A 3,055-nucleotide genomic window follows, 5' to 3' on the forward strand; every position below is an offset into this window, starting at 1 on the left:
CGAGTTGCTGACCGCCTATCTGAATGGCGATGGCACCATGCCCCGGCGCAGCGCCGGCTGCGACATGTCGGGCAGCATCGTCACCGCGACCATCACCTGCCGGCCCGCCAGCGCCGGCATCGCGACGAAGACCAGCCCGATGCAGGAAAACCGTGCCAGCTCGTCGGCCCAGGGCAGGCCAAGGTCAAGGAAATTGCGCGCCGCCACCTGCAGCACTACCAGCAGGGCCATCAGCGCCAGCAGCGCCATGCCGAGCCGGGTGCCAGCAGTGGTGAGCCGCGCGAGAACCGCGCGGCCCTTGGCTTTGGCCGGGGGCGTGCCCGGCATCAGGCGACTGCCGCAATCTTGGCGTAGAGATCGCCGTATTCGCCGCCGAAGCGCTCGTCGACAAGCGCGCTCACCGAGGCGCGGAAGGCCTCGAGGTCGAGCCCGTCCTCGGCGCCGATCACCGTCATGCCGAGATCGCGCAGCTTCTGGGTCTCGGTCTCCTCGTTGTCGAGGATCGCCTTGGTGGCCTTCTCGCGGGTCTGCTGCGCGGCATCGCGCACCGCGTCCTGCTCGGCGCCCGACATGCCCTGCCAGGTGTCCTCGTTCATCACCACGACCTCGGCGTTCGACATGTGGCCGGTCAGCATGAGATGCGACTGCACCTCGTATAGCTTGACGTTGAGCACCACGTTCACCGGGTTCTCCTGCCCCTGCACCACGCCGGTGGCGAGCGCCGTCGGCACCTCGGACCAGTCGACCGGCACGGCAACGGCGCCCATGCCCTCGACAGCGGTGGTGTAGATCGGGAACGGCACGGCGCGGATCTTGGTGCCCGCGAGATCCTCGGGCGACATCACCGCCTTGTTGCAGGTGAGGTTCCGGCGGCCGAAATAATGCGCGTAGATGACGCGCACGTTGGCGGCGGCGATCAGCCCCTCATTGAGCTCCTGCATCACCGGGCTTTCCACGTCGGTCACCTTCATCAGGTGGTCGACGTCGCGGTAGAGATAGGGCGTGTCGAGCGCGGCGAACGGCTGGTAGAGCGAGCCGAGCGCGCCGGCGGTGTTGTGCGAGAAGGCGATGGTGCCGAGCGAGACCGCCTCGGCCAGCTCCTGCAGCTTGCCGAGCTGGCTGTTGGGGAAGACCTGCACCGAGATCTCGCCGCCCGAGCTCTGGCCGAGCGCCTCGGCAAACCAGTCGGCCTGCGCGCCGGCAACCGAGGCGACCTCGTTGTTGTGGCCGTAGCGGAGGCTCCTTGCGGCAAAGGCCGGGCGCGCGATGAACGGCGTTGCGAGCGCACCGGCGCCGGTGAGCAGCAGGCTGCGACGGGACAGTCCCTTGGTGGTCTGCATCTGATCTCCTCCCTGAAGGTTTGATGCTTTCTGATGTGATTTTCTCGAGGTTTTCGAGAATTTCACTTAAGTTGAGTAGCTATTGACGAACGCTACCGTTTTGCAGCAGCATCCGTCAAAGCAAATAAGATGATGGGTTTTGAGGTGTATTGATGGGCGAAGGCGGCGAAGATCCCGCGGGCGAAAGGCCGCAGCAATCCGACGTGGCGGCGCGCGCCGGCGTGTCACTGGCCACCGTCGACCGGGTGCTGAACCGCCGCAAGGGAGTGAAGGAGCGGACCAGGGAGCGGGTGCTCGAAGCCGCGCGCGAGCTTGGCTTCCTAAGCGCCGGAGAGGAGGCCCGGCTCGGGGCCAAGCGCCCGCTCAACATCGTGGTGCTGCTGCCGGCGGGCGCCAATCCCTATCTTCGCCTGCTCGGAGAACGGTTGCGCGCACGGCTCGAACGCGGCGGTGCCGACGGGCCGGCGCTGCGCTGCTTCTTCATCGAGAGCTTCAGCGCGCAGGCGCTCGCCGAAGCGCTGCGCCGCAACGCCGGTTGGGCCGATGGCATCGCCTTCTTCGCCATCGAGCACCCGGTAGTGCGCGAGGCGGCGGCGGAGGTGGCGGCGACGGGCACGCGGCTGGTCTCGATCGTCTCCGATCTCGGCTCGGTGCCGGGAATTCCGCATGTCGGGCTCGACAACCGCGCCGTGGGGCGCACGGCCGGCCTGCTGATCGGGCGCTTCTCGGGTGGCAAAGCGGGTGCGGTGGCGCTGGTGGCGGGCTCGCGGCACTACCGCGCCCATTCCGAGCGCGAGGCGGGGTTCCTCAGCATCCAGGAAGAGCTGTTTCCTCAGCTTCGCGTCCACGGTATGCGCGAGGGGCACGACGATGCCGCGGAGAACTATCGCCACACGCTCGCGTTGCTGGAGCAGGTGCCCGATCTCGTCGGCATCTACAATGTCGGGGGCTCCTCCGGCGGGATCACTCGGGCGCTGCGCGAGCAGGGCCGGCAGGACGTGATCTTCATCGGTCATGGCCTGACGCAGGACACGCGGAAGGCGGTGCTCGAGGGCACGATGGACGCGATCCTCGATCAGGATCCCGACACGTTGCTCGACCGGGCGGTGGCCTGCCTGAACGAGCCGGCCACGACGGCCCGGCCGCTGAAGCTCGACATCTATTTCAGCGAAAACCTGCCCTGAGCCTTGGGCGCAAAGGTCGATCGGATCATCTTGGCAGGTGGCGCAGCGCACTGGCGAAGCGTCGCCGGGCGTGTCTGTTTGATCGGCGTGGCCCGGATCCTGCCGTTCGTGACGGACTGATCGCTCACGTGCGCTTGAAGCTCGTATCGCAGCGTGCGCTGATCGGAGGGCACTGGACCAGCGTCGCGCTCTTGCGTGATTTCGATCGGGATCTCGAAGCTGTGCGGCATGGCGTCCATTGCGTTGTGGAGCCGGTCATCTATGATCCGATCCCGGTCCGCACAAGTAGGCGGAAATGCAACAAAATCAGCTTCTTCGGTGCGGTCCGCAAATCGGCCGCTGAAGCGCGTCTGGCCCTGAGGGCGCCTAGGGTAGCCTGCGGCGCAAGGTGCCCACGTGGCGGCGAATCTGAGGGCCGTCAGAGGGTGCTGGGGTCCGAAGCGCGCCAACGCGGAGCCGGCGCGCTCTATTTCCGTTATGTCAGACCATCTTCTCGACGTCGCCATCCCAGACGTCGAGCAAGAGCCCGAG

Annotated in this window: 3 protein-coding genes; 1 reads left to right on the forward strand and 2 read right to left on the reverse strand. The window is 66.9% G+C overall.

Going from position 1 to position 3,055, the window contains the following annotated elements; translation table 11 throughout:
• Window positions 1-15: 15 nt before the first annotated feature.
• Window positions 16-327 (reverse strand): TRAP transporter small permease, encoded by a 312-nt coding sequence (locus tag AC6RA4_RS24490; protein ID WP_500164776.1) that lies wholly within the window; start codon window positions 325-327, stop codon window positions 16-18.
• Window positions 327-1,340: a TRAP transporter substrate-binding protein gene (locus AC6RA4_RS24495; RefSeq protein WP_500164778.1), complete on the reverse strand. Its 1,014-nt coding sequence runs from the start codon at window positions 1,338-1,340 to the stop codon at window positions 327-329. The genes AC6RA4_RS24490 and AC6RA4_RS24495 overlap by 1 nt, the downstream gene beginning before the upstream one ends.
• Before the next feature lie 152 nt (window positions 1,341-1,492).
• Between AC6RA4_RS24495 and AC6RA4_RS24500 the strand changes: the two genes are divergently transcribed.
• Window positions 1,493-2,524: a LacI family DNA-binding transcriptional regulator gene (locus AC6RA4_RS24500; RefSeq protein WP_500164780.1), complete on the forward strand. Its 1,032-nt coding sequence runs from the start codon at window positions 1,493-1,495 to the stop codon at window positions 2,522-2,524.
• Window positions 2,525-3,055 lie beyond the last annotated feature (531 nt).

The sequence above is a fragment of the Salipiger sp. genome (assembly GCF_059781815.1).